Below are 24,515 nucleotides of genomic sequence, written 5' to 3'. Positions count from 1 at the left end.
GCCGACGTGCCGCTTTGCGCGGTCGGGTCCGCAGCGCGACGGGCCGCCGCGATGGGTCACATCGCTCCTGCGGCGGCTCGCTTACACGAACCTTACCGGGGCGCGCGCGGTCCCGCCACGATCAGGGCATCCGCTCCGAGGGCACGATCTCGACGATACAATCGCCCGCCTCGAGACGCTGCGCCGCCGGCTCCCAGAAACCGATCGCTCTCCCGCCGCGATGGATCCGGACGCCGAGCCCGGTGGTGAGCTGCGACAGCGCTTTCCCGACCTCGGCCGCGGTCACGTCGCGCTCGTGCAACGCGACGCGGCCGCCATGCGCCGCGAGGTCGGCGATGTAATCGGCGAGATGCTCGCCGTGGGTCGACCCCGCCAGCAGCACCCCGGCGAAGCTGGCGGGGTTGATGACCGTGGTCGCGCCCGCCTGGCGCGCCAGCGGCTCGTTATCCTCCGAGCGGATGACGACGCTGAGCGGTACGTTCGGCGCCAGCCCGCGCGCGGTCAGCAGGATCAGGATGGACGTGTCGTCCCGCCCCGCCGCGACGATCACCGCTTTAGCGCGGGTGATCCTCACCGCCTCCAGCGTCGCGTTGCGCGTCGCGTCGCCCTGGAGCACGTTGACGCCCAGCTTCTCGGCCGCCTCGATCGCGGCGCTCCGCTCGTCGACGACCACGATCATGGCGGGCGGCGCGCCACGGCGGATGAGCTCCGCGACCGCCTCCACGCCCGAGGTGCCGTAGCCGGCGACGACGACATGGCCCTCGAGCCGCTGCTGGATCACGCGCATGCGCCAGCCGTCCCACACGCGTCGGAAGAGAAAATCATAGGCGGATCCCAGGAAGATGAGCCAGACGAACAGGCGGATGGGCGTCACCACGAAGGTGTCGAACAGGCGCGCGTGGACGGTCACCGGGACGATGTCGCCATACCCCACCGTCGTCACCGTGATCATGGTGAAGTACAGCACGTCGGCGAAGCTCACCCGCCCGTCGATGTTGTCGCGCAGCCCGTCGCGATCGAACCAATGGCCGGCGAGCGCGATGCCGATCAGCGCCATCACCAGCGCCACCCGCCACAGCAGCGAGAGCCAGACCGGCAGCGCGGTCCGGCGACGCAGCGGCGCCGAGGTCGCGGTGATTCGCGGCGGGACGGATCGCCGGATCACCGTTCATCGCTCCGCGGCGCGCGACCCCTATCGATCGCGACTCTTCCCATGCCGCGCGGGATGGTCAGGGTCGCCGATCGCGCCGCTCGCGACCGCCGCCTCACGTGTTGGCCGTCGCCGCCGGCGTGTCCCGCGCCGGCGCCTCGAACGTCGCCCAGTCGCTGTCCTCGCTCGGCCGCGGCGGCGCGCCGGCGATGCTGTCGGGCTCGTGGATCGCCCCCACCCGGAGGCGGTGCAGATGCACCTTGGCGATCATGTTGGCGGAGATCGGCGCGGTGATGAACAGGAACAGCGCGATGAGCAGCTCGTGCGCGGTCCAGACCCCCAGTTCGGCGCGGAAGTAGATCACCGACGCCAGCAGCAGCGCGCCCAGCCCGAGCGTCGTCGCCTTGGTCGGCCCGTGCAGCCGCTCCATCGTCGAGGGCAGCCGCACCAGCCCCCAGCTGCCGATCAGGACGAAGCTGGCGCCCAGCAGCAGCAGCCCAGTGACGGCGATGTCGGCCAGGATGGTCATTCCACGATGTCCCCGCGCAGCACGAACTTGCAATAAGCGATGGTGCTGACGAAGCCCACCATCGCGAGCAGCAGCGCGGCCTCAAAATAGATGTCGTCGCCGCCGATCATCCCGACCAGCACGATGAGCGCGATGACGTTGATCACCATCGTGTCGAGCGCGACGATCCGGTCCCCCAGCGCCGGCCCGCGCAGCAGCCGCCATCCGTTGAGCAACAGCGCGAGCGCCACCGCGCCCGCGGCGATGTGGAGCGCGACGGCGATCATGCGAACACCCGCCGCAACCGCGCCTCGTAGCGCGTCTTGATCCGCGTCACCTCGGCCGCGGGGTCGCCGACGTCGAGCGCGTGGACCAGCAGGTGGCGGCCGTCCGCCGACACGTCCGCCGACACCGTGCCCGGGGTGAGGCTGATCGTCCCCGCCAGGATCGTGATCGCCTCGGGCGTGGCGAGATCGATCGGTACCACCAGCCAGCGCGAACGCAGGTCGCGGTTGCGGCGGAACAGGATCAGCCACGCGACCTGGAAGTTCGCGACGACCACGTCCCACAGCACGATCGCGAGATAGGCCACGAAGGTGCGGCCGAAGCGCATCCGCGGCCGCGCGGGCCAGAACGGCTGGGTGAACTTGGGCAGCACCAGCGCGAGGACGGCGCCGAGCAGCAGTCCGCCGACGGTGAGGCTGTTGGCCAACAGCAGCCAGACGATCAGCAGCATCGCGGACAATGCGGGGTGCGGCAGCAGCCACCTCATCGCGCGGGCGCTCCCAGCACCGCAGCGACATAGCGCTCGGGCGCCATCAGCTGGCGCGCGGCGCCGCGCGTCTGCGTCGTGACCCAGCCCGCGCCGACGCTCATCGCGGCGAGCAGCACGAGCAGGACCACCGGCGCGGCGAACTCGCGCCGCGCGCGCGGCGGGCCGCTGATCGGGCTGGTCCCCTCCGGCGCTGCCTTCCAGAACAGCGTGCTGCCGGCGCGCGCGAAGCCGACGACCCCCAGCAGCGTCGTAGCCAGGATCGTCGCCCAGATCGCCTGCCATCCGGGCAGCATGAAGCTGCTCTCCAGGATCAACAACTTGCCGACGAAGCCGGCGAGCGGCGGCAGTCCCACGCAGGCGATCGCCGCGGTGAGGTACAGCAGCGCCGCCGCGTCCTGCCCGGCGAAGCGCGGGCTGGAGGCCAGCGCGTCGCCGTAGCTGCCGCGACGCCGCAGCGTCACGTCGGCGACCAGGAACAAAGCGGCGCCGGCCAAAGTCGCCTGCACCATATAATAGATGCCCGCCGCGAGCGTCGCCTCGCTCCAGCGCGCCACCGCCATCAGCAGCGTGCCCGTGGAAGCGATCAGCGCGAACGCCGCCTGCTCGCGCAGCCCGCGCGCGACCAGCACGCCGACGAAGCCCACCACCGCGCCGAGGATCGCGGCAGGGAGCAGATAGGGCGCAGGCACCCAGGCGGCCGCGCCGGCCCGCTCGCCCAGGATCAGCGGCACGACGCGGATCATCGCGTACACGCCGACCTTGGTCATGATCGCGAACAGCGCGGCGACCAACGGCATCGCCGCGGCATAGGTGCGCGGCAGCCAGAGGTGCAGCGGTACCACCGCCGCCTTCAGCGCGAACACCGTCATCAGCAGCAGCGCGGCGACGCGCAACAATCCCTGGTCGGCCGACCCGAGCGCGGCGACGCGCCGCGCCAGATCGGCCATGTTGAGCGTGGCGGTGAGCCCGTACAGCAGGCCCATCGCGACGAGAAACAGCGCCGAGCCGACGATGTTGACCACCACATAGGCCACGCCCGCCTTCAGCCGCAGCGCCCCCTGCCCGTGCAGCATCAGCCCGTAGGAGGCGATCAGCAGCACCTCGAAGAAGACGAAGAGGTTGAAGAGATCGCCGGTGAGGAAGGCGCCGTTCAGCCCCATCAGCTGGAAGTGGAACAAGGGGTGGAAGTGCCAGCCGCGGCGGTCCGCGCCGGTGACGAGCGCGTGGACGAGCACCATCGTCGCCAGCACGGCGGAGAGCAGCAGCATCGCTGCCGCCAGCCGGTCGAGCACCAGCACGATACCGAAAGGCGCCGGCCAGCCGCCGACCGCATAAGCGCGGATGGCATCGTCCTGCACCCTGCCGAACAGCAGCACCGCCGCGACCAGCCCGACGATGCACCCGCCCAGCGACAGGTACGGGCCCGCGAGCGGCCGCCGGCGCGCCGCCAGCATCGCGGCGGGCGCCGTCGCCGCGGGGACGACGACCGGCGCGACCAGCAGATGGTCGAGCAAAGTCATGCCGCGCCCTCGTCGTCGGCGCGGCCGTCGACCTGATCGGACCCGCTCTCGAGGAAGCTGCGCAGCGACAGGATCACCGTCAGCGCGGTCATCCCGAAGGTGATGACGATCGCGGTCAGCACCAGCGCCTGCGGCAGCGGGTCGGCGTGTTCGGTGACGCCCTCGACGAACAGCGGCGGCCGGTCGACGATCAGCCGGCCGGTCGCGAACAGGAACAGATTCACCGCATAGGACAGCAAGGTGAGCCCCAGCACGACCTGGAAGGTCCGCCCGCGCAAGGCGAGATAGACGCCGCCCGCGACCAGCACCGCCACGGCGGAGGCGACCAGGAACTCGAGGCTCATGCCTCCTCCTCGGCCTGCCGCGCCGCGCGCTGCGCGACGTGCGACAGCTGCGCCAGCGCCATCATCACCGCGCCGACGACGACGAGCGCGACGCCCAGGTCGAACAGCATCGCGGTGGCCAGCTCGACCTCACCGATGAGCGGCAGATGCGCGTAGCCGAAGCTGCTCGACAGGAACGGCGCGCCGAACAGCAGCGATCCCATTCCCGTGGCCACCGCGGTCAGCACACCCAGGCCGATCAGCCGGTGCTCGCCGAAGCGCCGGCGCTCGTCGGTCCAGTCGAAGCCGGAGGCGAGATATTGCAGCAGGATCGCGATCGAGAACACCAGAGCGGCGACGAAGCCGCCGCCCGGCTGGTTGTGCCCGCGCAGGAACAGGTAGAGGCCGACCAGCAGCGCGAGCGGGAGGAGCAGCCGCGTCGCCATCACGAACATCATCGGGTGCCGCTCGGGGGAATGGCGATCCTGCGAGCGCCACGCGCGCAGTCGCCGCCCCGCCACGCCGCGCGCGGCCGGCTCCAGCAGCGCGAAGGTCGCCAGCCCGGCGATGCCGAGCACGATGATCTCGCCCAGCGTGTCGAAGGCGCGGAAGTCGACCAGGATGACGTTGACGACGTTGGTGCCGCCCCCGCCCGAATAGCTGTTCTCCCAATGGTAGCGCGAGATTCCCGCGCGGACCGGACGCGTCATCACCGCCCAGGCGAGCCAGCCCGCTCCCGCGCCGCTCGCGATCGCGACGGCGGCGTCGCGCAGCCGGCGCGGCACGCTCGACAGCCGCGGCGGGTTGCCCGGCAGAAGGTGCAGCGCCAGCAGCAGCAGCAGGATCGTCACGACCTCCACCGCGATCTGCGTCAGCGCGAGGTCGGGAGCGGACAGGCGCACGAAGGCCAGCGCCATGATCAGGCCGATGACGCTGACGAACAGCAGGGCCAGATAGCGGCGCCGATCGACCGCGATCACCGCCGCGGTGGCGATCACCAGCGCGGCCCAGGCGACCACGTCGACAGCGGACGCGGGCGTGGTCGCGGCGCCTCCGGCCAGTACCCCGGCGCGCGCCGCCGCGTCCAGCCCGAGCAGCAGCGCCACTGCGAAAAGCACGAGCAGATAGCGCTGCAGCGCGGCGACGTGGAGCGCGGTGGAGGCGCGACGCAGCGCGGTGACGATCGCTTCCATCGCGGCGTCGAACAGCCGCTTGGCGTCGGGGGCTGGCCAGCGCGCGACCGCGGCGGCGACCGGCCGGTGGCAGCGCAGCAGCGCCAGCGCCGCGGCGACCGCGCCGACGCTCATCAGCAGCGCCGCGCTGACGCCGTGCCACAAAGCGAGGTGGAGCTCGGGCAGCGCGCCGCCCGTCACCACGGCGCTCGCCGTCGCGACCAGCCGACCCGCGAGCGCCATCGGCGCCAGCCCCAGCCCCAGTGCGAGCGCAGCGAGGATCGCGGGCGGTGCGAGCAGCGCCGCGCCGGGGTCGTGCGGCGCGGCGGCCTCGCCGGTGCGGCGCGCGCCGGCATGCAGCGCGATCGCGTAGCGAAGCGAATAGGCCGCCGACAGCGAGGCGGCGAGCGTCGCCAGCGCGGGGACGAGCAGCGTCCGCCCGCCGAGCATCGCGTGCGTGCTCTGCTCCAGCATCATCTCCTTGGAGATGAACCCGCCGAGCGGCGGCAGCCCCGCCATCGCCGCGGCCGCCAGCACGCCCAAGGTGGCGGTGAGCGGCATCAGCGCGGCGAGCCCGCCGAGGCGGCGGTGGTCGCGCGTGCCGGTCTCGTGGTCGACGATGCCGGCGTGCATGAACAAAGCGGCCTTGAAGGCGGCGTGGTTGAGCAGGTGGAACAGCGCCGCGACCACCGCCGCGTTGGTGCCGAAGCCCAGCAGCATCACCATCAGCCCCAGCTGGCTGATCGTCGAATAAGCGAGGATCGCCTTGAGGTCGTGACGGAACAGCGCGACCGCGGCGCCCAGCACCATGGTGGCGAGCCCGACCGACGTGACGATGCCGACCCACAGGCCGGTGCCCGCGAGCACCGGCCACAGCCGCGCGAGCAGGAACACGCCCGCCTTCACCATCGTCGCCGAGTGGAGGTAGGCGCTGACCGGCGTCGGCGCGGCCATGGCGTGCGGCAGCCAGAAGTGGAACGGGAATTGCGCCGATTTGGTGAAGGCGCCCAACAGGATGGTGACGAGGATGACGGGATAGAGCGGCGACGCCCGGACGATCTCGCCGCGCGTCAGGATCGTCGCCAGCTCGTACGATCCCGCCACCTTGCCCAGCATCACCATGCCCGCGATCAGCGCGAGCCCGCCGCCGCCGGTGACGGTCAGCGCCATGCGCGCGCCCTGCCGTGCGTCGGCGCGGTCGCGCCAGAAGCCGATGAGCAGGAAGGACGCGACGCTGGTCAGCTCCCAGAAGATCAGCATCAGCAGCACGTTGTTCGAGAGCGCGATGCCGATCATCGCGCCCTGGAACAGCATCAGGAACGACAGGAAACGCGCGGTGGCCTCGCCCGCGGCGAGATAGCCCGCCGCATAGATCACGACCAGCAGCCCTATGCCGAGGATCAGACCGGCGAACAGCAGGGCGAGCGGATCCAGCCACAGGCTGAGATCGAGGCCAAGCTTCGGTATCCAGGTCAGCCGGAAGGTCTGCGTCGCGCCGGCGAGCACCGCGGGCGCGCGATACAGCAGCATCGCGAGACCGGCCGCGCTGGCGCCGCCGGCCAGCGCCAGATGAGCGCCGCGCCCGGCGTGGCGGATACCGAGCAGCGCGACCGCGGCGACGAACGGCAGGCACGTCAGCGCCGGGAGGGCGGCGGCGACGGTCACGGTGCCACGCCGATGGTCATCGCCGACATCAAGGCTGGGATTGGCGCCGAGCAGAAGCGGCAGTCGACGAAGAGGCAATTATGATCGGGCAAGCCGATGCTCCGGGCAACAGGTCACGTCGCTGGCGGCCCGACCAACGTGAGAACCTGCCTGATCGAGCGATCAGGCACCCGAATCCGTTCATCGCATCATGGGAGAGCGCGGGCAACCCGCCTTGATCGAACAGGCGGAGCCGGCGGAACCGCGCTCCGTAGGCGCTTGCCGCGCTACGATCGGATCATGCGTCCGCGGGACGTACCGTGACGTCGCGTCTCAGCGTTCGGTCGTCCCCTGCCGGTCGATCTTCCACGGCGCCGAGCGGCTGGCTTCACCGGCCGCCATCGTGGGAGCGCGACTTTCGATCCCCGTCGCGGACGCTTCCAGCCCGAACCACTGCGGTCGATCGACCGCGACGAGGATCGCCAGGAGACCGCCTGCCACGGCAAACCACACAGAGAGCCCTCGTATCGTCATCAGCCTGCCTCCGTTTTTCCGCACGTGGTGTCGACGCGATGCGAGATCTATGATCGGCGTGCGGCCGACGATTAGCTCGCCGGTGACAAAGTTTTTCTGACAGGATCGGCTCGGATAAGCCCCGGTATCGTCGGCCGGGGCGACGAGCGAGCAGCTCGGACGCGAAGCGCTCCCTCGTTTCTACCGGGGCCGTGTCACGATGATGATGCTGACGATCGTCAACAGCGCAGCGATCACGACCGCGATGGACGCGACAGCCTTGGCGAGCCCCAACATCAAGCCCGCAGCACCCGTCAGACCCAATATCGTCAGAACGATGGCGAGCGCCGCCAGGATCGCTGCCCTGACGATCATCCGCCCAGGGTGCCCGTCGCGGTGTTCGATGGCGATCGCCGTCGCCCCCTCGCCCGCAGCCAGGATCGGGCATGATGGCCGCACGACACCGCCACAGCGATGGTCGCGACGTCCAGCAGCCAGTCGAGCCATGATCCGTGCCGTCCGACGTCCATGAGGAGCTGCGCGACTTCGATCACCCCGCCGAAGAGGGCGAGAGCCACCAAGATCCGAACGGGCGAGAGACGCGGATACGCCAGCATGGTCAGCCACGGCAGCACGAGAAACGCGAGCATGTGGCGGGTGGTACCGTCGGCGATGACCTTCCCGGCGGGACCAGGCGTCAAAGCCAGATAGAAGGTCAGCGACACGGCAAGCCCGAGCGCGACACGTAGCATCAACGTCACCTTCACTGCTCTTCTCTTGTGCCTGCGGGCTCTCATCGCGGAATGGCCCTCGATCCGGCCGGGATTGCGCCGCCCATGTGCGATGCCGCGTGAACGCAGACGCCGTCACCGCGCGGGAGTAGTTCGTCTGGACTCGCGCCGGCGGCGCTCGACGCGTCGTCCCTGACGTCGCGAGCTTACGTGAGCCTTACACGCGGCGCATCGCGAGGTTCACGCCGCGACCCGGTGGGACGCGGCCGACCGAACGGGGTTGCTGCGTGGACTTCGCTTCACTCGACACGCTCCTGAACCCTCAGGCAGCCTTCTGCATGGGACGGGTATGCGGCGAAGTGATGATCCGCGTCGCACGAGCTCCGACCGGCTTGCGGCCTGATGCTTTCGAAAGACGGTCGGAACGGCCCGCGAGATCGTTCCGCGTCTCGCGCTCGCGACAAATACTTACCGCGCCCAGAGCGACGAAGGCCGCCCCCGACCCTTCCCGATACGGCAACAGCAACCAGCCCTTTACAGGTGAGCGCGGCACCTCATTGTGGTATCGCCGGAGCGCCGAGCGCCAGTAACTTCGAGTGTCTCGATCTCGTGTCCGGCGCAGAATGGGACACGATGTGTCCAAAGCCGACCGGCCGCAACAACTCGCCTGATCTCGCGGGATGACGCCCTCGGCCCGGCAGTGATGGCGCTGCTGGGCCGTTCGTCCCAAAGCTCAAGGGGCTTCGGTCAGCGCGTCGATCGGTCGGCGTGAACCGCCCCGGCTCGCGACAGCAACGCGCGCACCTCGGCGGCCAGGCCGATCGGATCGAACGGTTTCGCGATCACGCCCGCGGCGCCGGCGGCCTCGAACCTCTGCCGGTCGGCTGCTCGATGGGCGGCGGTGATGAAGGCGATCGGCGGCGGCTCCTCGAGCAACGCGGCGATGGCGTTGACGAGCGACACGCCTTCCATGTCGGGTAGGTTGTTGTCGACCAGGATCAGGTCCGGTCTCGGACAGAGCCGCAGGTGCTGGAGCGCGTCGGTGGCGGTGCGCATCGACGTGACCGTGAAGCCGGGGTCAAGATGCAGCGCGATCGTGGTGATCGCGCTGATGTCAGGATCATCCTCAACCAGGAGGATAAACGCCGCCGTGTCCGCCACGTCGCCCTCTCCTCAATCGTTGTAAAGCATTGATGAGGATAGCATAGTAGATGAGCGTCAGCGACGATTGCTCGATCCGAACTGGCATCGAACGGCCATGCTGCGACCCGCAGGCGCCACGTCCATCCGATGAACCCGGCACCATCGTAGTAGCGATCGAAGCGGCGATCAACGCCGTCCCCGACGTCTCGCCGCGCCGGATCGCGTAGCCGCAGAACGGCCTTTCCCGCAGCAGCACGGTTCCTTTCCGCGCCATCACGCGTATGCGACCGCGATGGAACAGCAAGCTCTCGTCATCGCGCTGATCGGCGCGCTGGGCATCGGCGCACAATGGGTGGCGTGGCGCACCGGCTGGCCGGCGATCGCGCTGATGCTCGTCGCCGGCGTCGTCGCCGGCCCGGTGACCGGCCTGATCGACCCGCACCATACCTTCGGCGACCTGCTCGAACCCTTGGTGTCGGTCGCGGTGGCGATCATCCTGTTCGAGGGGGGGCTCAGCCTCAACTTCCGCGAGCTGCGCCGCACCGGCGGCGCGGTGTCCCGCCTGCTGGTGGTCGGGGTGCCCGTCGGATGGCTGCTCGGCGCGCTCGCCTGCTATTATATCGGCGGGCTGGTGTGGCCGGTCGCGATCCTCTTCGCGGGCATCCTCGTCGTGACCGGGCCAACGGTCGTGCTGCCGCTGCTGCGGCAGAGCAACATCGCCGCGCGGCCACGCGCGATCCTCAAATGGGAAGCGATCGTCAACGACCCGATCGGCGCGCTGTGCGGCGTCGTCACCTACGAATATCTCCGCCGCGCCGGCGAAGGGGTGACGATCCCCCAGCTGCTGCTGTCGCTGCTCGCCGCCAGCATCGTGTCCGGGCTGATCGGCTATGGCGCGGCGCGCGCGATCGCCTGGGCGTTCCCGCGTGGCCATGTCCCCGAATATCTCAAGGCGCCGGTCCTGCTGGTGGCGGTGATCGGTACCTTCGTGCTGTCCAACCTGGTGCAGCAGGAGACCGGGCTCCTCGCGGTCACGGTGATGGGCGTGGCGCTCGCGAACCTGCGGCTCGACTCGCTGCGCGACATCCACCCGTTCAAGGAGAATGTCACCGTCCTGCTGATCTCGGGCGTGTTCGTCCTCCTGTCGGCGACACTCAACCTGGGCGTGCTCGAGCGCTTCGAGTGGCGCTTCCTCGCCTTCCTGCTGGCGTTGCTGTTCCTGGTCAGGCCGGCGACGGTGCTGCTCAGCCTCGCCTTCACGCCCATCCCCTGGAACGAGCGGCTGCTGGTGGCGTGGATCGCGCCGCGGGGTATCGTCGCTGTGGCGATCTCGGGCCTGTTCGCGCTGCGGCTGGGCAATCTGGGCTATGACGACGGCTCGATCCTGGTCACTTTGTCCTTCGCCGTGGTGGTGGCGACGATCGTCGCGCACGGCTTCTCGATCGGTGCGGTGGCGCGACTGCTCAAGGTGACGGGGGCGACCGAACGCGGGCTGCTGATCGTCGGCGCGACCCCGTGGAGCGTCGCGCTGGCGAGCCAGCTGCGCCAGCTCGACGTCCCGGTCACGATCTGCGACACGAGCTGGCAGCGGCTCGCACCGGCGCGGCGCGCGGGAGTCGACACCTATCACGGCGAGATCCTCGCAGAGGCGACCGAGGACCGGCTCGACCTCTCACGCTTTCAGGTGCTCGTCGCCACGACCGACAACGAGGCTTATAACGCGTTGGTCTGCAACGAATTCGCCCCGGAACTCGGACGGGACAACGTGTATCAGCTCGGTGCCGGCACGCATGACGACGATATCCGCGCGCTGCCCGCCTCGCTGCGGGGGCGGGCACTCTTCGCCAGCGGCCACGGCGTCGAGGAGATCGTCCGCCGCGTCGCCGACGGCTGGGCGTTCCGCAAGACGCGGATCACCGACAAGTTCGACTATGAGACCGCGCGCGCCGACCTGGCGGACGAGGCCGACATGCTGCTGCTCCTTCGCAAGGGCGGTCCGTTGCGCTTTTTCTCGCATGCCAGCCGGCCTATCCCGCAGTCGGGCGACACGATCATCAGTTTCGGTCCGCCGACCGGCCCGCGCCGGGTACAGCAGGAGATGGACGTATGAGCGGAGTGCGTGTCGGGATCGTCGTGACGGCGTTGGGGCTATGCCTGGGCGTGCCCGCCTGCTCCTCACCGCCCCAGCGCGACATCGGCAACGATGTCGGCAATGACGTCGGCACCGCGGCCCCGATCGCCCCGTCGCCGGGCGCGTCGGGGAACGAGTCGGCGGCGCCGGCCAAATCGATCCTTCGCCCCGAGGTCGCCGAGCCCGTCCCCGAGGAGCCCTCGCTGCGCCCGATCGACGCGGTGCTGGGCTTCGACGAGGAGGGCAAAGGGCTGACTGACGAGGCCAAGGCGATGCTCGACGAGCTGGCCGCCGGGCCAGCGGTGCAGGCCGGGGGCGCGATCACGCTGCGCGGTCACAGCGACTCGCGCGGCAGCGACAGCGCCAACCTGCGCGCCTCGCGCCGCCGCGCGGAGGTCGTCCGCGCCTATCTCGCCGCGAAGGGCATCGATCCCGCCCGCATGACGGTCATCGCGCTGGGTGAGACGACGCCGCTCGTGCCCAACGCTCTGCCGGACGGCCGCGACGATCCCGCGGCGCGTGCCCGGAACCGTCGCGTCGAGCTACACGTCGCCCTCCCCGCCACGGCGCCGGCCGATGGCGACGCCCCCGTCGACACGGGAGGTCAGCCCGAGGGCCAGAACGCGGAAGGTTGATGGCGTTTGCCTCGACCGGACAGCGAGGGCCTTAGCGAACGCATCGACGCCCGGTGAGCGGCGCATCCCCTCCCCATCCTCCCACGTGCCGGGACGAACCGGCAGGGGATCCTAGCCGTTCGGTTCGTCGCGCATCAGCGCCGCGGCGATCGCCTGCGCCTCGGCCTCCGTGGATCCGCCGGGCACCGGGCGACGCGCGCGGCGATACCAGTAACCGGCATTGGCATCGTCACCCTCGATGCGATGAAGCCAGGCGTGGACCCACGCAGCCGCTGCCGTGGGATCGTCTTGCACGAGGATGTGCGCCGTGTCCCATTCGCCGCGCACCCCATGCCACACGGCCGTGAGCGGACCCCCAGCACCCGGCGGCAGATCCACGCGGCGAAGGTCGATCGCGTCATCGTCGCTCATGTGGCTCTCCCTCCGCAAGGACGACAACCGGATCATCCGGTGTACGCGATTGCGCCAAAGCATGGTACGGCGGCAACATGCTCCGACTGAAAAAGAAGCGCCTCGCCGGCCAGGACGCGCGCGCGCGAAGGGACCTGGCCGCCATCCGGGCATCGATCGTGACGCTCGACGATGAGGATCTGCTCGATATCGCCGACATCTATCGCGAGCGACGCGAGACACTGCTGGCGGCCTATGCCTATGCGGAACTCGAGCGACGGCAACTGTCGCTCTGATCGCTCGCCGCGCCGTGGCGGCCGCGGGGTGAGCGTGAGTCCTCCGCATCCGGAGGGCGGCGGCACGGCCTTCACCCTTGCACCCCTGCCCCGCCAGCCCGGAACCCGCGCGCCGCGGCCGACGTCCCGTCAGCCCTGCGACAGCGCGTCGCGCAGGAGCGGATCTTCGAGCGCCATGCCGGCGCCGACCGCGACGCAGAGCAGCGGCGAGTCGGCGATCACCACGGGAAGCCCGGTCGCCGCGCTGAGCACGTCGTCGAGCCGTCGCAGCAACGCGCCCCCGCCGGTCATCACGATGCCCTGCTCGACCACGTCGGCGGCGAGCTCGGGCTTGATATGGCCGAGCGTCCTGAGCACGGTCTCGACGATCTGACCGACCAGGTCGCCGAGCGCATCGGCGATCTCGGACTCCGAGATGCTGATCTCCTTGGGTATGCCGTTGACGAGATCGCGTCCTTTCACCGGCAATTGCCGATCCGCTTCATCATGCGGCCGGCTGGCGGCACCGATCGTGATCTTGATCCGCTCGGCGGTCGCCTCGCCGATCATGAGATTGTGCCGCCGCCGCACGTGCGAGGCGATCGCGTCGTCCAGCTTGTCGCCACCGACGCGGACCGAGCTGCTATAGGCGAGGCCACTCAGCGAGAGCACCGCGACCTCGGTCGTGCCCCCGCCGATATCGACCACCATCGACCCCGTCGGCGCGGTGATCGGCAGCCCCGCGCCGAGCGCGGCGGCGAGCGCTTCCTCGATCAGCCGCACCTCGGCCGCCCCCGCGCTGAGCGCCGCCTGGCGGATGGCGCGGCGCTCGACCTGGGTCGATCCCGTCGGGATCGAGATGACCATCGCTGGCCGGCGCTGGAAGCGACTGTGCCCGCCGTGAACCTTGTCGATGAAATGTTTGATCATCTGCTCGGCGACGTCGAGATCGGCGATCACGCCGTCGCGCAGCGGCCGGATGGTGCGGATATGCTCGGGCGTCTTCCCCATCATCAGCTTGGCGTCGGCCCCCACCGCGAGCACGCGCGTGACGCCGTCACGCTCCTCCACCGCGACGACGGACGGTTCGTCGATGACGATGCCGCGTCCGGCGACGTGCACCAGCGTGTTGACCGTGCCGAGATCGATGGCGAGGTCGTGCGAACGGAGTCCCAGGATCGATGATAAACGCACAGCCACCGCTCTCTTCGATGATGCCGGCGGCGCAGTGCCAGCAAAGGTCTAGCGCGGCTTGCTTCTTTCTCTCGCGCCGTCAACGCGCTTGCGATCAGCGGCGGGCGGCGCCCGACCGATAGGGCGACCGCCGGGCGGGCGCTGGCCGATCCGCCCCGCCGGGAAGACCCGAACCGGTCGGAGCCGGCGAAGGATCAAGGCGCTCGGCGACTAGATTGTGATTCACCCCGCTCGAAACGGGCTCCCGCCTCCGCAGGAGTACCCCGCTGGTTCACACCAGGTGGATCAGACGACCTCGAAACGGTAGCGGCCCGCCGGCGCGCGCAGGATCGCCTCCTGCGCGGTGCGCTGCTCGACGGCCAGGCGGTCGCCGATCGCCGTGCCGCTCTCCAGGAGGCGCGCGCCGCGCACGGCGGGCAGGAAAACGCGCGCGATGCTGCCGACCGGCACCGCCAGATCGAGCGTGAAACGTCCGCGCTCCTGCTGCCAGCGCGTGCTGATGCGACCGATCCGCGCGTCATAGGTCGCGCCCGCGGACGGCATGCGCGGATCGCACAGCGGGCGAACGTCGAAACGCGCGAACCCCGGCGCGGTCGGGGCGATCCCCGCGATGCGCCGGAACAGGAAGCCGACCACCGCCCCCAGCGCATAATGGTTGAACGAGTTCATCGATCGATCGCCCGCGTCGCCGTTCCAGCGCTCCCAGGTGGTCGTCGCGCCCTTGGCGATCATATAGCCCCAGGAGGGATAATCGGTGCGCAGCAGCAGATCGAAGACCAGCCCGATCTCCCCGGCATCCGCCAGCACGTCGAGGCTGTAGGGCGTGCCGAGGAAGCCCGTCGACAGCAAGGTGCCGCGGCGTCTGATGTCCGCCACCAGATGTCGCACCGCATCGCCACGCGTCGCGGGCGCCAGCAGACCGAAGTGCAGCGCCAGGATATAGCCGGTCTGCGAGCCATTGCCGATCGTGCCATCGGCGTGGACGAACGTGCGCCGGAACGCCGCGCCCAGCCCGACGGCCAGAGCGGCATAGCGCTCCCTATCGACCGTTCGCGCCGTCGCGCGCGCCATGTCCGCCATCTGATCCGCCGCGGCTTTCCAGAACGCCGTGCCGACCAGATCCTTGGGAGTGGTGGGATCGCCCGGGTGCCTGGCGTCGAGCGCGAGCCAGTCGCCATAATCCTTGCCGCGCGCGTTCGACCAGACCAGGTCGGGATTGCTGGCGCGGATCGACGCGAGGAAGCGCTCCATCGACGCCCAATGCTGATCGATGAGGCCGGTGTCGCCATACCGCTGCCACACCGTCCATGGCAGCGCCACGCCGGCATCGCCCCAGCCCGGCGAGGCACCCGGCTTGAAATGGTCCTGCCGTGCGACGGGCGCGATGTCGGAATAGGCGCCATTGTCGCGCTGTGCGTCGCGCATGTCGCGCATGAAGCGCCGGGTGAAGGCGGCGGTATCCATGTTGAAACTGGCCGCGTCCCAGAAAACGTGCGCGTCGCCGGTCCAGCCCAGCCGCTCGTCGCGCTGCGGACAATCGGTGGGAATGCCGGTGAAGTTCGACCGCTGGCTCCAGCGGCTGTTGATCCACAGGCGCTGCGGCACATAGCTGCCGAGCCGCAGGTCGCTGGTCTCCGGCAGGTCGCTGCGGATCGACACGCCCGTGATCTCCGCAGCGGTGATCGGGCGATCCAAGCCGTCCACCTGGACGTAGCGGAAGCCGTGATAGGTGAAGCGCGGTTCGTAGCTTTCCGCCACCCCGTCCCCCGCGAAGGTGTAGTGATCGGTGGCGTCGGCGGCGCGCAGGTTGCTCTGGTCGACGCTGCCATCCGGGTTGAGCAGCTCGGCATAGCGCAGGCGGATGGTCTGGCCGCGCCGCCCGCTCAGCACGATCCGCGCCCAGCCGGCGGCGTTCTGCCCGAAGTCGACCACCGAGGCGCCGTCGGGTAGGATCACGATCGAGCGCGCGGACAGACGTTCCTTGCGCCGGATCGGCGGCACGATCGCCGCTACCAGGGCGGCGGTCGCCGGGGCGGCCGCCACCGCGGGCGACCAGCCCGCCCCCGCGATAAAGCCGGGGCGGCTCCAGCCGATCGGCGCGCGCCGCGCGTCATAGCGCTCGCCATCGTAGATCGTCGCGCTGATGACGGGCGATTCCGCCACCGTCCAGCCCGGGCCGGTCGCGACGATCTGCACGCGGCCGTCATGATAGCGGATCTCGAGCTGACCGAAGAGGCGCAGCGGCGGGTCGCCGTAGGAGAAGCGGCCGTCCGGCCCGATATAGCTGCCATACCAGCCATCCGCGACGTGGATGCCCAGGACGTTGTCGCCGGGCACCAGCCTGTCCGCGACATCCTCGACGCCATAAAGGCAATGCTTGCGATAGTCGCTGAATTCGGGCCGCAGCAGCGCGTCGTCGAGCCGCTCGCCGTTGAGCTCGGCCTCGTACATGCCGAGCGCGGTCAGATAGAGCCGCGCGCTGGCGACGCGGCCATCGACGCGAAAGTCGCGGCGCAGCAGCGTCGCCGCGCGCGCCGGCATCGTCGCCTGCCCCGCCGCCGCGCTGGTCGGCCCCCAGCCCGCCTCGTCATCGTCCGCGCCGGTCCGGCATTCCAGACCCTCACCGCCGTAGCGGACGATCCGACCGCCCGGCATCGTCACGCGCAGCAGCGCTGCGGCCCGGACCGGCGCGTCACCCGCCGCACGCGTCTCGATCGTCAGCGTGTGCGTCCCCGCGGAGACGGGCACGACCGCGCTGCGCGGGCCGGGCGGTCCCCAGCTGCCGCGCTTCGGCGCGATGATCTCGTTCGCGTCGAGCCGCGCCCGGCAATAGCCGTCGCAGCCGATCAGCGCGGTCAGCTCACCGTCCTGCGGCGCATCGAAGCGGAGGCGGAACGCGAGGCGCTCGCCGCGCTTCGCGATCGGCGCGGCGCGCCACGCCAGCCCGACGTCGCGATCGTCGCGTTGCGGCGGCGTCTCGGCCGACAGCCATGACGCCGACCAGTCGCTGGCGGCCAGCAGGCCCATCTCCCAGCATGCGATCGGCGAGCGCGCCGCGATCCCGCGCTCGTCCCATGCCGTCACGCGCCACCAGACGCGCTGACGCGCGACCAGGCGGCGGCCGGCATAAGCGACGTCGAAACATGTCTCGCCCGCGGTCCGTCCGCTGTCCCACAAGTCGAACTGCCCCGCCGCCGCGGCGCGGCGCGACGAGGCGACGCCGATGCGCCACGCCGTCTGGCGTGCCCCGCGGCGGCTCGACCGAAGCTGCCACGACAGCCGCGGCTGCATCTCGTGCAACCCCATCGGGTCGCGCAGCCCGTCGACGAGCAGGCCGTCGACGGACCAGGCCGGGCTATCGGTCGTGGCGGCGAACACCCCTTCGCGCATCGGCAGCAGCGCGAAGCCGGCCCCGGCCCCCAGCAGAACGGAACGTCGCTTCGGCATGACCCTCACCCCATCGAAGGCGCCACGCGGGCTCGCCCCCATCTTTTTCACCCGTCCGCAGGTAGCGCGCCCGGAGCCTGGGCGCGGCATGGCACGTGACCCGAAACGCGGAGATCATCCCGCGCTCACCCGACCACGCCCGCGGAACGCCAGTTCATGCTGCGTCGATCTGCGTCAGCGTCGAGGGGGGAGGCCGCCGGACAAGGGTCGCGGTCGACGGGAGCTGCCGAACCACCACGACCTGCCCCCGCCCCGCCTAGGATGGGTGCGAGCGATCGACGCTCCGGCGCCGCCCACGGCCGTGACGTCGGCGGCCGCGCTCTCCCGCGGCCGCGATCATGTCGCCCGGACCCGCCCGAGCCGCGCCATACCCGCGGCGAACGTCAGCGCGCCGATCAGCAACAGTCCCGCCCCGTCGCCGATCCCGGCCGTTGCCGGCGATCTGTCCGGCGTGAAGGCGGGGCGCTTCGCGAAATCGGCGGTACCGAACGGTCGATCGTTGAACAGATACGGATAATAGAAGGCCAGCAGCCGCCGGTGGAAAGCGACGATCCGATCCTGATAGGCAAGCTGCGCCGCCAGATCGGTGTCGGCGACGCGGTGCAACACCGTCTGCGCCCCGATCCCGGGCAATATCCAGCCCAGCCGCGTCGTCCAGCCCTGCCGCGCCAGCAGACCCGCACGATAGGCGATCGCTTCGTCGGCGACCTCATCGTCCGCGTTCTGGTGAAACACGAAGAGCCACTTCCACTGGAAGCCCGGCGGCGACGGCGCGTCGCGTCCCCAGCCGGGATGATGTGCGGAGAAGCGCCGCATCGATTCCTCGATCGGTCGGTCGGAGGCACCGTGTACCGCCTGGCGCTGGGCCATCATCAGCGCCACGCCCTGGCGTACCGGGATGGCGCGCGTCACGACGATCCCGGCGACCGCCGGCAGGATCAGCGTCAGGACGGCCCAGACCGCCATCGACGCGGTGGCGCTCGCCACCGCACCGAGGCGCACCGCGAAGATCGATGCCACGCCGGCCCAGAAAGCGACATAGGCCACCACCGCCGCCACGACGACGGCGACCGATCCGGTCGGCGCCCCGGCGACGACCGCACCGGCGATCAGAGGCGCGATCAGACACCACACGATCGCCGCCAACCGAAGCGCCGCGCGTCGCCGCCACAATCCACCCGACGCTCCCGCGAGCGCCAGCACGAGCGGCAGACGTCCCGACCGCCGCTCCTCGGCGACCAGGTCGTGGAGCAGGACGACGACGATGAGCGGCGCGAGATAGACCAGGACGAAGGCGAAATCGAAGCTGCCCGGCAATGCCAGCTCCGGGTTCAATGTCTCGCCGTCGTAAAGCTGCGCGTGGAGCCCGAGCGCACGCACGCGCAGCACCGAGGGGGCGACGTCACGAAATCCCGTCGCCATGAAGGCGGTCGCGGACGGCGGATCCCACGTCGGATAATAAGTGAAATAGGCCGGCTCGCCCGCGGTCGGGCTGTGGGGAAAGCGCGCCGCGACCGCTGCCGTGTCCTGCTCGGCGAGCGGGACAAGGCGGGCGATCGCCTCGCGCTGGCGGGCCACCTCGCGCAGACCCGACCAGACCGACGACGCGCTCAGTGCCAGCGTCAGCGCGAGCGCCGCGACACAGAGCGGCGAGCGCCACAGCAGACGCCATTCGTGACGAAGCCAGGTCATCGCGCGTCTCCCGTCAGACGTCGCGTCGCCGCCGCGACCAGCGCGCCGAGCAGCAGCAACCATCCCAGCAGGACGGCACCCGCCGGGGCGACCCGCCCCAGCGTATCGGCCGCCGCGGCGGGATCGAAGTGGAACGCCGGCACGCGTTGCCAATGCACGCGCGACAGGCGGTTCTCCTTGGTCGGATCGATATCGTCGGCGTAGCGCAGCCGCTCCGCCTCGAGCCGATTGAGCCCCTGCACCAGAGTGTAGCGATAGACCTCGCCCTGATCCAGGAAACGTCGATAGGCCGCCAGATCGGTCTCCGCCGCCGCCATCGACAGCTCACGCAGTGCCAGCACCGGGAAGAACAGGCCGAGCCGGTCGACGAGCCGAACCTGCCGCGCCTGACGATCGGCGATCGCCGCCGCATAGCGATCGAACAAGGCGCTCGACTGACGCTCGCTCTCCATTGCGATCAGCCCGCGGAAGTTGACCGGCAGATCCTCGATCCGGGCGACCCCATAATGGTTCAACGTCGCGTCGCGGAAGCGGAGGAAGCGCGCACCCGTGGGATCGTGCGGATCGCCCAACCTGGCGAGATCGCGAGCGACCGCGACCTCGGCCTCTACGCGCGTCGGCACCGTCACGAGACGGTTGGCCAGCACCGGCACCACCCTGGGTGCGACGATGACCGAGAGGCTCCATATCGCCAGCAGTGCGAGGAGCGCCTCGCTGCCGCGCCGCGCGAGCGCGGAGGCGAGCACCACCGCCGCCACCCAGATCGCCAGCCACAGCGCATAGCCGGCGGCGAGCGCGAGCAGCCTTAGTGTCGGCACCTGGCCGTGAAGGCCGATCCACACCAGCGCGAGCGCAGCGGGCGCCAGGATGACCGCCGCCACGCCCCCCAACGCGACCAGCTTTCCCGCGACCAGCCGCGTCGCGGGCACTCCCTGCGCCAGCATCACCCGCATCATACCCGACGCGCGCTCGCGCGCGATCGTGGCATGACCGACGAAGATCAGCAGCAGCGGGGCCAGCATCTGCAGGACGAAGGCGGGGGTCAGCTGTCCGAACCGCACCAGCAGCGAGGATTGCCGGACGTCGCCGAAATCGGCTTCGTTCCGGCGATGCGCCTCGAGAAACAGGAGGCTGCCCGTGAAGGGATCGATGCCCGGGTCGAACGCCGCCAGCGGATCGAGCGGGCGGAACAGGAGATGGCCGTAATGCGCGACGCGATGCGGGTGGCGGTCGGGCTGGTTCGCGAACTGGCGGTTCGCCTCCGCCTGATAACGCGACCGCTCGGCCTGCGCGACACGCCGTTGATCATGCGCGGTCACGGCCGCGACCGCGCTCAGGATCGTCAGCAGCACGACACCGAGCAGCGCGACGCGGCCGCGCGCCAGCCAGCGCCATTCCTCGCGCGCCACGCGCCGCGCGACGCTCATGCGACGTCCCCGGCGTAGCGGCGATAGACGTCGCGCACGTCGAAGCGCGCCGCACCGGCGGCGGCGACCTCTTCGGTCAGCCGCCCGGACGCGAGGAAGCCGATGCGGTCGGCCATCTCGGCGGCGGCCAAGAGATCGTGCGTCACCATCAGGATGGCCACGCCCCGCGCGCGCAAGGTGGCGAGCAGCTGCCCGAAACCGGCGCTGCCGCGGGGGTCGAGCCCGGAGGTCGGCTCGTCGAGGAGCAGCGCGGGCACGCTCCGCGCGATCGCCAGCGCGATCGCCACCTTCTGACGCATGCCTTTGGAGAAGCCGCCGACGCGGCGGTCGAACGCGGCCCGGTCCAGGCCTGCGGCGGCGAGCGCGGCGTCGATCGTCGCCCTGTCGCCCTGCTCACCGGCGAGGTCGAGGAGATAGGCGACATTCTCCCGCGCGGTGAGATGTTCGTAGAGGACCACCCGCTCCGGAATGTAGCCGAGCAAGCGGCGTGCCGCGGCAGGGTGACTGACGGGATCGACGCCGGCGACCCGGACGACCCCGGCGGTCGGCGCGACGAAGCCCAGCAACAGGTTCAACGTGGTCGTCTTCCCCGCGCCGTTACCGCCGAGCAGCGCGTAGAGTTCGCCCGCGCGCACGGCCAGGTCGAGCGACCGGAGCACCGTCCGCCCGCCATAGCCGGCCGTGACGTGCTCGATCTGAAGCACAGCCGCATCGTGCGAGCGAGCCGTCGACGCCTGTTCTCCCATTCTCCATCCTTCGTGATCGTCACCACCGAACGAAACGCTAGTGATGTTATATTATGGGATTGATGAGTCGCGGTGACGGCGCACACGCTCACGCCGATCGCCGATGACCCGGCATGTCGATCTGGCGAGGTCGCGCCGTGCCGGCGGCGACCGCGGGCGTCACCTATTGGATCATCTCCAATCCCACGGTCCGGCGCACGAGGCTCGCACTCTCCGCATAATCATAGTCCAGGACCAGGCGGTCGCGCAGGAGCGGCTCACTCAAGGCGTGCTGCTCCTCGAACACCAACGCGCGCACCGAATGCTCGCTGGCGGCGACATCCCACACCAGGTTCATCAGCAGGTTCTTCTGCTCGGCGGTGACACGCTGCGTGTCGAGGAACCACGAGAACTTCTCGCCGAACGTCGCCTCCGCCTCGAGATCGTGACGCTCGAACCGCAAGATCAGCCCCTGCCCGCACAATTCGCGGAGCAGATGCAGCACACGCGGCAGCTTCTCCATCGCGAAGACCCGCCCCGCGGCCAGCGCGTTCGATCCAGGAAGCAGCAATCCACCGTCCGAGATGTCGGCGGTCTCGATCGACGCGAGCGACATGCCGCGCAGGATCTCCGCGAACTGCACGATCTCGCTGACGCGCTGGCGCACGAGGGGGATATGCTCGAGTCCGAGCACCTCCATGATCACCTTGGCGAGCCCGGCGTAGAGGTCGGCCTTGGTCTCCAGCCGCACCAAGGTGTACCAATGGCTGTAAGACGTCCAGCGATTGAAGAACCCGGCGGTGGCGAGCTCGGGAACCTTCGCCGCCATGATGCGCCATCGCGGAACGAAGACGTTGTCGAAGACGACCATCGCCTCCGCCTCCTCTCCCTTCGATGTGAGCGGGTGATCATAGGCCGACGCACCGGGGCGCGAGACGATCTCGCGGCAGAAGATCTTGACCCCATCGGCGTTGGCAGGAACATAGGCCCAGAAGGCTTCGTCGGGCGCCGGCGGATTGAGGCTGCCGACGAAAATCTCGTTGGACTGCGGCGCCACGGTGCCGACGCCCTTGATCCCGCTGATCCATATTCCCTCCGCGCTCTCCCTCACGATGCGCATGACCGCACGCTCGGGCGGGGCGAGCTGTGCCGCGGTCCCTTGCGCGCGCGCGATATCCCTGCGGGTCGACGATCGTCTCGGACAGGTACAGGCCGTGACGTTCCGCATAATCGTGATAGGCGGCGATGTTCTCGGCATAGTCGGGACACATCTTCCGAAAGCTCGGCAAATGCCCCAGCATGCCGACGGCGAAGCTGGCGATCATGTCGATGCTGCGGCAATGGGTGCCCCAGGTCTTCTGAGCGACGTAACGGATCGCGTCGCGTCGCAGGATCAGATCCTGCTTGTTTCGCGGCGGCATGTACGCCGACGAGGCCAGCTGACCGTCTGGCCGCCGATAGGTCAGGAGCGCGTCGCGCTCTCCGTTGAACTGCTCGTCATAGATCTCCGCGATCTGGGATATGCCCCCGGCCGTCGCGAAATGGGTGGTGACATCGTCGACCGTCTCTCCCTGGTAGATCACGGTCCGGCCATCACGGAGCGACTCCTTGAAGGTCGCACCATCCTTCAGATAGTCACGCTGCCCGGCTGAGTTCGACATGATCGCTGCCTCATCGTTCGCTGATGGTCGTCGCGCCGTCCCGCGCGGCGAGATCGATACGGGGATGATCGGTCGCGTCCTGCCCGCTGCCGAGCGCGCGAAAGAGGTCGACCCGGGCGAACGCCACCGCCCGGTCCGCCTCGGTGCGCGCGAGGCGGAGCCTCACCAGCTCGCCCTGCGCGACGAGGGAGTCGATATAGGCGATCGATCCGGCGCGGTAGCGCTGGTCGGCGAGGCGGAACGCCTGGTCGGCGCGCCGCTCCGACGCGGCGAGCGCGGCCTGACGGTCGATCGCGGCCCGATCGGCCGCCAACGCCTGCTCGACCTCCTTGAGCGCCGTGACGATCGTGCCGTCGAACACGGCGAGCGCCGCTTCGGCGCGGCCACGCGCCTGCCGGACCCGCGCGCGCGCGGCGCCGCTATGGGGAAAGGACAGCGACAGCGCGGGCCCGATGCCGAAGGCGAACCCGCGACCGGCACCGATGCCGTCGCCGCCCGTCCGGGACAGGTTTCCGCCGATCGTCAGCCGCGGGTACAGATCGGCGACGGCGACACCGATCCGCGCCGTGGCGGCAGCGAGCCGGCGCTCGGCCTGCGCCACGTCGGGGCGGCGGCGGAGCAGGCTGGCCCCGTCGCCGATCCTGATCGGCCCCTGCGGTTCGGGAGGCGAATCGCAGCGTGCGGCCTCCTGCGGCACCTGCGCCGGGGAAAGCCCCGACAGCGCGGCCAGTTCGAACAGCGCGGCCGCACGCGCATTCTCGACGGGTGCCAGCTGTGCGCGCGTCTCGGCGAGCTGTGCCTCGGCGCGCGCCACGTCGAGCGTGGCGAGCGAGCCGGCACGTTCCTGCCGATCGACGATCCGCGCGCGCTCGGTGGCGAGCGCGATCGAGGAGCGGATGACCGCAGCTGCCTGCGCCGCGGTGCAGGCCGACAGATAGGCGCCGGTCACCGCCGACACGATGCGCACCTGCACCGCGGCGCGCGCGAACGCCTCCGCCTCCGCGTCGGCGCGCGCCGCTTCGATCGTCCGCGCCACGCGCCCGACGAGATCGGCCTCGTACGACAGCTGCGCCCCGCCGCCATAGACGAGCCGATCGCCCCCCAGAAACAGCGGGGGCTGGCGGCGACCGTAGACCGAACTGGCGGCGACCGCGGTCTGCGGCATACGCCCGTCGCGGGCTTCGGCCAGCACGGCCTCGGCGGCGCTCAGGTTGGCGACGGCGACGCGGAGGTCGGCGTTGTGCGCCAGGGCGGTCGCGACGATCGCGTCGAGGCGTGGATCGTCGTAGAGGCGCCACCAGCGCGTCTCGGGCTCGCCCTCGGCGACCACGTCGGGCGCCTTCCCCACGAACGCGCCCGTCGCCGTCGCCGGGATGGCGGGTGGCGCGTAATCGGGGCCGGCGGCGCAGGCGGCCAGCGAGGCGCCGAGCAGGAGCACCGGGATCGACGTTCTCATGGA

General features: G+C 70.3%; 24 protein-coding genes. 5 read left to right on the top strand and 19 right to left on the bottom strand.

All coding sequences use genetic code 11. The annotated features are described in order from the left end of the window. Nucleotides 1–121 precede the first annotated feature (121 nt). The 11 genes from EV292_RS17535 to EV292_RS17490 form a co-directional block, all read right to left on the bottom strand. Complete coding sequence (locus EV292_RS17535; protein ID WP_132910626.1) at nt 122–1,057, bottom strand: potassium channel family protein; 936 nt, start codon at nt 1,055–1,057, stop codon at nt 122–124. A gap of 208 nt (nt 1,058–1,265) precedes the next feature. Continuing rightward, on the bottom strand, nt 1,266–1,679 hold the full coding sequence (locus EV292_RS17530) for a Na+/H+ antiporter subunit G (RefSeq protein ID WP_132910534.1): 414 nt from the start codon (nt 1,677–1,679) through the stop codon (nt 1,266–1,268). Then, nucleotides 1,676–1,945, bottom strand: coding sequence for a K+/H+ antiporter subunit F (locus EV292_RS17525; RefSeq protein ID WP_132910533.1), 270 nt, complete (start codon nt 1,943–1,945; stop codon nt 1,676–1,678). Before EV292_RS17525 ends, EV292_RS17530 begins: the two co-directional genes overlap by 4 nt. Further along, the gene (locus EV292_RS17520) at nt 1,942–2,430 is read right to left on the bottom strand and encodes a Na+/H+ antiporter subunit E (protein WP_132910532.1); all 489 of its coding nucleotides are present in this window, start codon (nt 2,428–2,430) and stop codon (nt 1,942–1,944) included. Before EV292_RS17520 ends, EV292_RS17525 begins: the two co-directional genes overlap by 4 nt. Beyond that, the gene (locus EV292_RS17515; protein ID WP_132910531.1) at nt 2,427–3,953 is read right to left on the bottom strand and encodes a monovalent cation/H+ antiporter subunit D; all 1,527 of its coding nucleotides are present in this window, start codon (nt 3,951–3,953) and stop codon (nt 2,427–2,429) included. Before EV292_RS17515 ends, EV292_RS17520 begins: the two co-directional genes overlap by 4 nt. Beyond that, nucleotides 3,950–4,297, bottom strand: coding sequence for a Na+/H+ antiporter subunit C (locus EV292_RS17510; protein WP_132910530.1), 348 nt, complete (start codon nt 4,295–4,297; stop codon nt 3,950–3,952). The genes EV292_RS17515 and EV292_RS17510 overlap by 4 nt, the downstream gene beginning before the upstream one ends. Next, the gene (locus tag EV292_RS17505) at nt 4,294–7,113 is read right to left on the bottom strand and encodes a monovalent cation/H+ antiporter subunit A (protein ID WP_132910529.1); all 2,820 of its coding nucleotides are present in this window, start codon (nt 7,111–7,113) and stop codon (nt 4,294–4,296) included. The genes EV292_RS17510 and EV292_RS17505 overlap by 4 nt, the downstream gene beginning before the upstream one ends. Nucleotides 7,114–7,425: 312 nt before the next feature. Beyond that, the gene (locus tag EV292_RS17500) at nt 7,426–7,626 is read right to left on the bottom strand and encodes a hypothetical protein (protein ID WP_132910528.1); all 201 of its coding nucleotides are present in this window, start codon (nt 7,624–7,626) and stop codon (nt 7,426–7,428) included. Between the two features lie 180 nt (nt 7,627–7,806). Then, complete coding sequence (locus EV292_RS22745; RefSeq protein WP_165927166.1) at nt 7,807–7,980, bottom strand: hypothetical protein; 174 nt, start codon at nt 7,978–7,980, stop codon at nt 7,807–7,809. Further along, nucleotides 7,977–8,372: a hypothetical protein gene (locus tag EV292_RS17495; RefSeq protein WP_132910527.1), complete on the bottom strand. Its 396-nt coding sequence runs from the start codon at nt 8,370–8,372 to the stop codon at nt 7,977–7,979. Before EV292_RS17495 ends, EV292_RS22745 begins: the two co-directional genes overlap by 4 nt. A 711-nt stretch (nt 8,373–9,083) precedes the next feature. Next, nucleotides 9,084–9,497, bottom strand: coding sequence for a response regulator (locus EV292_RS17490; protein ID WP_132910526.1), 414 nt, complete (start codon nt 9,495–9,497; stop codon nt 9,084–9,086). Nucleotides 9,498–9,547: 50 nt separating this feature from the next. Here EV292_RS17490 and EV292_RS22740 point away from each other — a divergent pair, with 50 nt between their 5' ends. The 3 genes from EV292_RS22740 (at nt 9,548) to EV292_RS17480 (ending at nt 12,245) form a co-directional block, all read left to right on the top strand. Further along, nucleotides 9,548–9,706, top strand: a complete 159-nt coding sequence (locus EV292_RS22740; protein ID WP_165927165.1) for a hypothetical protein — start codon at nt 9,548–9,550, stop codon at nt 9,704–9,706. 65 nt (nt 9,707–9,771) lie between these two features. Then, nucleotides 9,772–11,589, top strand: a complete 1,818-nt coding sequence (locus EV292_RS17485) for a sodium:proton antiporter (RefSeq protein ID WP_132910525.1) — start codon at nt 9,772–9,774, stop codon at nt 11,587–11,589. Beyond that, a complete protein-coding gene (locus EV292_RS17480; protein WP_132910524.1) occupies nt 11,586–12,245 on the top strand; it encodes an OmpA family protein in 660 nt (219 codons plus the stop codon). The genes EV292_RS17485 and EV292_RS17480 overlap by 4 nt, the downstream gene beginning before the upstream one ends. 111 nt (nt 12,246–12,356) lie before the next feature. Here EV292_RS17480 and EV292_RS17475 read toward each other — a convergent pair whose 3' ends face one another. Beyond that, entirely contained in the window at nt 12,357–12,656 is a 300-nt protein-coding gene (locus EV292_RS17475) for a hypothetical protein (RefSeq protein ID WP_207913464.1), read from the bottom strand. A gap of 77 nt (nt 12,657–12,733) precedes the next feature. Here EV292_RS17475 and EV292_RS17470 point away from each other — a divergent pair, with 77 nt between their 5' ends. Continuing rightward, nucleotides 12,734–12,931, top strand: coding sequence for a hypothetical protein (locus EV292_RS17470; protein ID WP_132910523.1), 198 nt, complete (start codon nt 12,734–12,736; stop codon nt 12,929–12,931). 129 nt (nt 12,932–13,060) lie between these two features. Here the strand turns inward: EV292_RS17470 and EV292_RS17465 are convergent, their stop codons facing one another. The 6 genes from EV292_RS17465 to EV292_RS23370 form a co-directional block, all read right to left on the bottom strand. Then, nucleotides 13,061–14,104, bottom strand: a complete 1,044-nt coding sequence (locus EV292_RS17465; protein WP_279432436.1) for a rod shape-determining protein — start codon at nt 14,102–14,104, stop codon at nt 13,061–13,063. A gap of 285 nt (nt 14,105–14,389) precedes the next feature. Next, nucleotides 14,390–17,551, bottom strand: coding sequence for an alpha-L-rhamnosidase (locus tag EV292_RS17460; protein WP_132910522.1), 3,162 nt, complete (start codon nt 17,549–17,551; stop codon nt 14,390–14,392). 336 nt (nt 17,552–17,887) lie between these two features. Next, complete coding sequence (locus EV292_RS17455) at nt 17,888–19,243, bottom strand: DUF3526 domain-containing protein (RefSeq protein ID WP_132910521.1); 1,356 nt, start codon at nt 19,241–19,243, stop codon at nt 17,888–17,890. Then, the gene (locus EV292_RS17450) at nt 19,240–20,670 is read right to left on the bottom strand and encodes a DUF3526 domain-containing protein (protein WP_132910520.1); all 1,431 of its coding nucleotides are present in this window, start codon (nt 20,668–20,670) and stop codon (nt 19,240–19,242) included. Before EV292_RS17450 ends, EV292_RS17455 begins: the two co-directional genes overlap by 4 nt. Then, the gene (locus EV292_RS17445; RefSeq protein WP_243693836.1) at nt 20,667–21,374 is read right to left on the bottom strand and encodes an ATP-binding cassette domain-containing protein; all 708 of its coding nucleotides are present in this window, start codon (nt 21,372–21,374) and stop codon (nt 20,667–20,669) included. Before EV292_RS17445 ends, EV292_RS17450 begins: the two co-directional genes overlap by 4 nt. Nucleotides 21,375–21,579: 205 nt before the next feature. Next, nucleotides 21,580–22,623, bottom strand: a complete 1,044-nt coding sequence (locus tag EV292_RS23370) for a 4-hydroxyphenylacetate 3-hydroxylase C-terminal domain-containing protein (RefSeq protein WP_279432435.1) — start codon at nt 22,621–22,623, stop codon at nt 21,580–21,582. Nucleotides 22,624–22,684: 61 nt separating this feature from the next. Between EV292_RS23370 and EV292_RS23365 the strand changes: the two genes are divergently transcribed. Next, nucleotides 22,685–23,047 carry a hypothetical protein gene (locus tag EV292_RS23365; protein ID WP_207913472.1) on the top strand — a complete coding sequence of 121 codons (363 nt, stop codon included), beginning with the start codon at nt 22,685–22,687 and terminating at the stop codon, nt 23,045–23,047. 19 nt (nt 23,048–23,066) lie between these two features. On the opposite strand, the gene EV292_RS17435 is transcribed toward EV292_RS23365, so the two are convergent. Next, on the bottom strand, nt 23,067–24,512 hold the full coding sequence (locus tag EV292_RS17435) for a TolC family protein (protein WP_132910518.1): 1,446 nt from the start codon (nt 24,510–24,512) through the stop codon (nt 23,067–23,069). Nucleotides 24,513–24,515 lie beyond the last annotated feature (3 nt).

Source organism: Sphingomonas sp. BK235, from assembly GCF_004345855.1.
GTDB lineage: Bacteria > Pseudomonadota > Alphaproteobacteria > Sphingomonadales > Sphingomonadaceae > Sphingomonas.
This window is presented reverse-complemented; position numbering and strand designations above follow the sequence as displayed.

What these genes read in the sequence shown, in the direction of transcription:
- EV292_RS17525 (WP_132910533.1), bottom strand. Translation starts at nt 1,945, where the DNA reads ATGATCGCCGTCGCGCTCCACATCGCCGCGGGCGCGGTGGCGCTCGCG.
- EV292_RS17515 (WP_132910531.1), bottom strand. Translation starts at nt 3,953, where the DNA reads ATGACTTTGCTCGACCATCTGCTGGTCGCGCCGGTCGTCGTCCCCGCG.
- EV292_RS17530 (WP_132910534.1), bottom strand. Translation starts at nt 1,679, where the DNA reads ATGACCATCCTGGCCGACATCGCCGTCACTGGGCTGCTGCTGCTGGGC.
- EV292_RS17480 (WP_132910524.1), top strand. Translation starts at nt 11,586, where the DNA reads ATGAGCGGAGTGCGTGTCGGGATCGTCGTGACGGCGTTGGGGCTATGC.
- EV292_RS17485 (WP_132910525.1), top strand. Translation starts at nt 9,772, where the DNA reads ATGGAACAGCAAGCTCTCGTCATCGCGCTGATCGGCGCGCTGGGCATC.
- EV292_RS17535 (WP_132910626.1), bottom strand. Translation starts at nt 1,057, where the DNA reads ATGGCGCTGATCGGCATCGCGCTCGCCGGCCATTGGTTCGATCGCGAC.
- EV292_RS23370 (WP_279432435.1), bottom strand. Translation starts at nt 22,623, where the DNA reads ATGCGGAACGTCACGGCCTGTACCTGTCCGAGACGATCGTCGACCCGC.
- EV292_RS17510 (WP_132910530.1), bottom strand. Translation starts at nt 4,297, where the DNA reads ATGAGCCTCGAGTTCCTGGTCGCCTCCGCCGTGGCGGTGCTGGTCGCG.
- EV292_RS22745 (WP_165927166.1), bottom strand. Translation starts at nt 7,980, where the DNA reads ATGATCGTCAGGGCAGCGATCCTGGCGGCGCTCGCCATCGTTCTGACG.
- EV292_RS17435 (WP_132910518.1), bottom strand. Translation starts at nt 24,512, where the DNA reads ATGAGAACGTCGATCCCGGTGCTCCTGCTCGGCGCCTCGCTGGCCGCC.
- EV292_RS17450 (WP_132910520.1), bottom strand. Translation starts at nt 20,670, where the DNA reads ATGAGCGTCGCGCGGCGCGTGGCGCGCGAGGAATGGCGCTGGCTGGCG.
- EV292_RS17460 (WP_132910522.1), bottom strand. Translation starts at nt 17,551, where the DNA reads ATGCCGAAGCGACGTTCCGTTCTGCTGGGGGCCGGGGCCGGCTTCGCG.
- EV292_RS17455 (WP_132910521.1), bottom strand. Translation starts at nt 19,243, where the DNA reads ATGACCTGGCTTCGTCACGAATGGCGTCTGCTGTGGCGCTCGCCGCTC.
- EV292_RS17520 (WP_132910532.1), bottom strand. Translation starts at nt 2,430, where the DNA reads ATGAGGTGGCTGCTGCCGCACCCCGCATTGTCCGCGATGCTGCTGATC.
- EV292_RS23365 (WP_207913472.1), top strand. Translation starts at nt 22,685, where the DNA reads ATGCCCCAGCATGCCGACGGCGAAGCTGGCGATCATGTCGATGCTGCG.
- EV292_RS17500 (WP_132910528.1), bottom strand. Translation starts at nt 7,626, where the DNA reads ATGACGATACGAGGGCTCTCTGTGTGGTTTGCCGTGGCAGGCGGTCTC.
- EV292_RS17475 (WP_207913464.1), bottom strand. Translation starts at nt 12,656, where the DNA reads ATGAGCGACGATGACGCGATCGACCTTCGCCGCGTGGATCTGCCGCCG.
- EV292_RS17470 (WP_132910523.1), top strand. Translation starts at nt 12,734, where the DNA reads ATGCTCCGACTGAAAAAGAAGCGCCTCGCCGGCCAGGACGCGCGCGCG.
- EV292_RS22740 (WP_165927165.1), top strand. Translation starts at nt 9,548, where the DNA reads ATGAGCGTCAGCGACGATTGCTCGATCCGAACTGGCATCGAACGGCCA.